Here is a 3,376-nt window from a genome sequence, read left to right on the forward strand (position 1 = left end):
ACATACGCAATATGGGAATTGTAAATACCAGCAACCTCTCCTTTAAACATCTGCGGCAAGCCAGCTATTGCTCCTCCAGGAGGGTTGGCCGGCCATTCCAAACCATTCAGGTCGCCCGTTGAAAGTTTTAAAAATACTTTCCCGTCGCTGGTAGTTGGATCCCAAAATGATTTTTTTAGCAAATACCCAACCTCGATCATAGACTCTTGGCCTGATTTACTACTATTTATGCGCTTTGCCAACATTGGAATATCCGCCTCGCTGAACAATATGCGAGGGTATACACCCGGTGCCGGTACTTTTGAGCCCAATAAAGCTGTATTAAATCCGGTATAATCATAGGCTGATTTGGGCGTGAAGGCCCAATTTGTTTCCGGACCATTTAAAACTTTCATTTGTTCAGGCGTCACTTTTACATGGTCGGTCCATTTGCCCTGCATTTTTAACGACGGGATATATTCGGTTGCAATATCAGGATCGGCCAATTTTTCAGGGGTATCAAACTGAGTAATAACATCAAGGCGTACCAATTTCTCATTATCGGTAAAACCAGGCTGCTCGTTTCCGGCTAAATATAAGCCTTGGCTATCTTGATAAACTTTCATCCCAAAAGACTTTGCCACATCAGCAAATGGGACATATGTTCTTCCGCCGACATTTATCTTTTTAAAACGCCCAACGTCAATTTTAGGCCTATTGATCGTATAGACCCATTTATCGGCTAAATAGGCAGGGGCATTGTCAACATTTATTTGCTTTAACGATAATACTCCCGCAAAACTTTCCGGTACGAAAACCGTACTATCCTGCATAATGGCTTCGTCTTTCCAATTCACATCGTCGAGACGTACTTTGTAGCCTTTAACCCAAGCGTACCTACTGCCGGCGAAAACACCTATATAGTTTTTGAGTTTCGCCATGGCCACAGATCTGGCGGTTTTTGTATAAGGAAGCCCCTTATCTTGAGGCGGCGCTGACAATGTAGAACTTTGTGCAAAAGCGTTTTTTAGTGAAAATACAGATAGAAATACCGTTATCACAATTACCACTGTAATTTGTAGTGCTATTGACCTTTTTATCATCGTGTTATAATTTTAAAATTATCTCCAACTATTTTACCAATTCACCCATTACCAGTATCTTTCCTAAATATACGTTTTGGGTGTCATATTTTGCCGTATCTGCTATCTCTGCATCGGTATGCCTGGATTTAAGGATCTTAAGCTTATCGATCTTTGTTTCATCGGGAGTTAATACTAAGGTATGAACACCATTTTTGAGTACAGGAAACATGAAATTATTTGCTCTTGTATAAACGCAATAGGTATCAAAACGGGTTACCAAAATGGGCTTACCGTCATCTATTACAGCTTTCATCCTACCCGATGTTGGGCCCAACAAATCGTAAAAACCAATTTGCGTGCCTTTGAATTTTATAGTTAGCTTACTTGACGAATCGCTGGCGAAAGCTATCGATTGAAATTTATCCGCAAATTGCTTTGATAATTGATCAGTAGTCGGTAGGATTTTCCAATTGCCTTCCAATGTGGCATCTGTAATGGGGTAATTATGTGCATCTTCATTATTTTGTTCATCTAAAGGGGGAATCAAAGACTTCCTTTGCTGCGAAGGCATGCCGACCATTTGTTTTAATGATCCAATAATGGTATCGGCATAAATATGATGACCAAACTCAATAGTTGGGTGTGTACCGTCATCAGAAAAATATGGCTTTCCGGTATTCGCGGTTTTTGATCCTTTAAAATCCATTTTGCCGGCAGCAACCATATTGGCAACTACAAAACCCATTTCGATAGAGGGTATTTTGTAATGCTCGGCTACTTTTTCCATCACTATGGCTGAATGGGGATATTTGCCCTTATTTAAGTCATTAAGATTGGTGATCTGGCAGGTGTAAACAAAATAGATGTCGGTATTAATGTTTTGTTTCCATATTTTCCGTACAATGCCCTCCATGGAATGTTGAAGCGTCAAAGAATCAACGCCGCCATCGTTTACCGCAAACTCGACAAACACCATATCCGGTTTTTTACTAAGCACATCTTCGTCCATCCTAAAAACACCCAACCCACTACCTGTACCACCAACGCCCGCATTGATCGAATTGATATGGCATTTTGGATATTGGTCTTTTAACCAATCTGTTACATATACCCTGTAACCATTATGGTTTGTAATACTGCCGCCCAAAAAAGCGATTGTAACGTCGTTCTGCGTTTGTAGCTTTTTGAAAATATTGGGTAATGCATTGCGGGGCTGAACCGGTTGCACTGTTTGCGCATCACCGCCCAACCAAATGCCTATTAACGGTAATAAAAGGTGTGAAAATTTAATTTTTATCATGTTTATTTTTAAAATTTACGGTTATCTAACTATATAGAAATTTTGCTCAACCGGTATTGCAGATTGAAATAATGGTTCAATACTTCTCCCCCATTGATATGCCACCACGGTTATTTTGACAGGATATTTTGCCCTGGGAGGAATAGGATTAATAATCAGTTCATCGCCCTTTACTTCGGCCGGGCCACTGCGCACAAAATAAGATACAGGGTAGCCGGAATCGCTTTGACCATGCAGCTTAACGGTTCTTATGCTTGCTGATAAATTGGTTAAAGGAGTAAAAGATATAACCTGTGCTTTCCCCACAGTATTCTTTTCGGGAAATTTGATTTGACCGGCTTGTTCAGCATACTTGTAAAGTTCATTCCCCTCGCTATATGCCATTACTTGTATATTATTGGTAAATCTTGAAATACCAAAGTGATCGAATTTTATACGAAAAGCATCTTGACCGATCTGCTCTCCGCCACCTCCCCAGCCTCCGATCAACCTAAACTTAATCCGACCTTCTTCAAGGTGATCAAGTGGCTTACCTGCACCTGCCACACCTTCGGGCGTCGAGGTCAAAAAATCACCTTTCAATTTTATAGTCAGCCCTTCGTAAACCGGCTGAAACTTTAAATCGGTTATCCAAGTGGCGGGCAATGGCTTGCCATCTTCAACAAACGTAACCCGTTGGTCTTTTGGACCTCCATAATAATGCCCGAATGATTCCACAGCCTTTGCCATTTCTTCATCCAAACTCCAAAATGCCAATGTCCGATCTCCTTTAAATAACCTTGCTTGGGTAGGGGGAAATTTTGAGGGCGCCATCAAACTGATATCGGTCAGCCAGCCGGAATCTTCCTTCACATGATTTAATCTTACCGGTATCGTATCATTCACATCGCGCTTAGGTATCCTATAGAATGCCGCTTTCTGTAAAAACATAGCGGTTAATTTTGCCAAATGGCCATCAAAATTAAAATGCCCGGCTCCCGGCTGCACAACTTCGCATACCAAAGCTTCTTCA

General features: G+C 41.2%; 3 protein-coding genes. All 3 read right to left on the bottom strand.

Translation table 11 applies throughout. The annotated features are described in order from the left end of the window. Window positions 1–1,082 (bottom strand): hypothetical protein (locus tag QZX97_RS03660; RefSeq protein WP_295651683.1); only part of this gene is annotated, 1,082 nt, incomplete at its 3' end. 28 nt (window positions 1,083–1,110) lie between these two features. Further along, complete coding sequence (locus tag QZX97_RS03665; protein WP_295664191.1) at window positions 1,111–2,364, bottom strand: SGNH/GDSL hydrolase family protein; 1,254 nt, start codon at window positions 2,362–2,364, stop codon at window positions 1,111–1,113. A gap of 21 nt (window positions 2,365–2,385) precedes the next feature. Beyond that, a partial coding sequence (locus tag QZX97_RS03670) for a hypothetical protein (RefSeq protein ID WP_295664194.1) occupies window positions 2,386–3,376 on the bottom strand: 991 nt, incomplete at its 5' end.

The sequence above is a fragment of the uncultured Mucilaginibacter sp. genome (genome assembly GCF_903893715.1).
Lineage (GTDB): Bacteria > Bacteroidota > Bacteroidia > Sphingobacteriales > Sphingobacteriaceae > Mucilaginibacter.

Bases quoted from the DNA above. Each gene is read 5' to 3' on its own strand.
- QZX97_RS03665 (WP_295664191.1), bottom strand. From the start codon at position 2,364: ATGATAAAAATTAAATTTTCACACCTTTTATTACCGTTAATAGGCATT.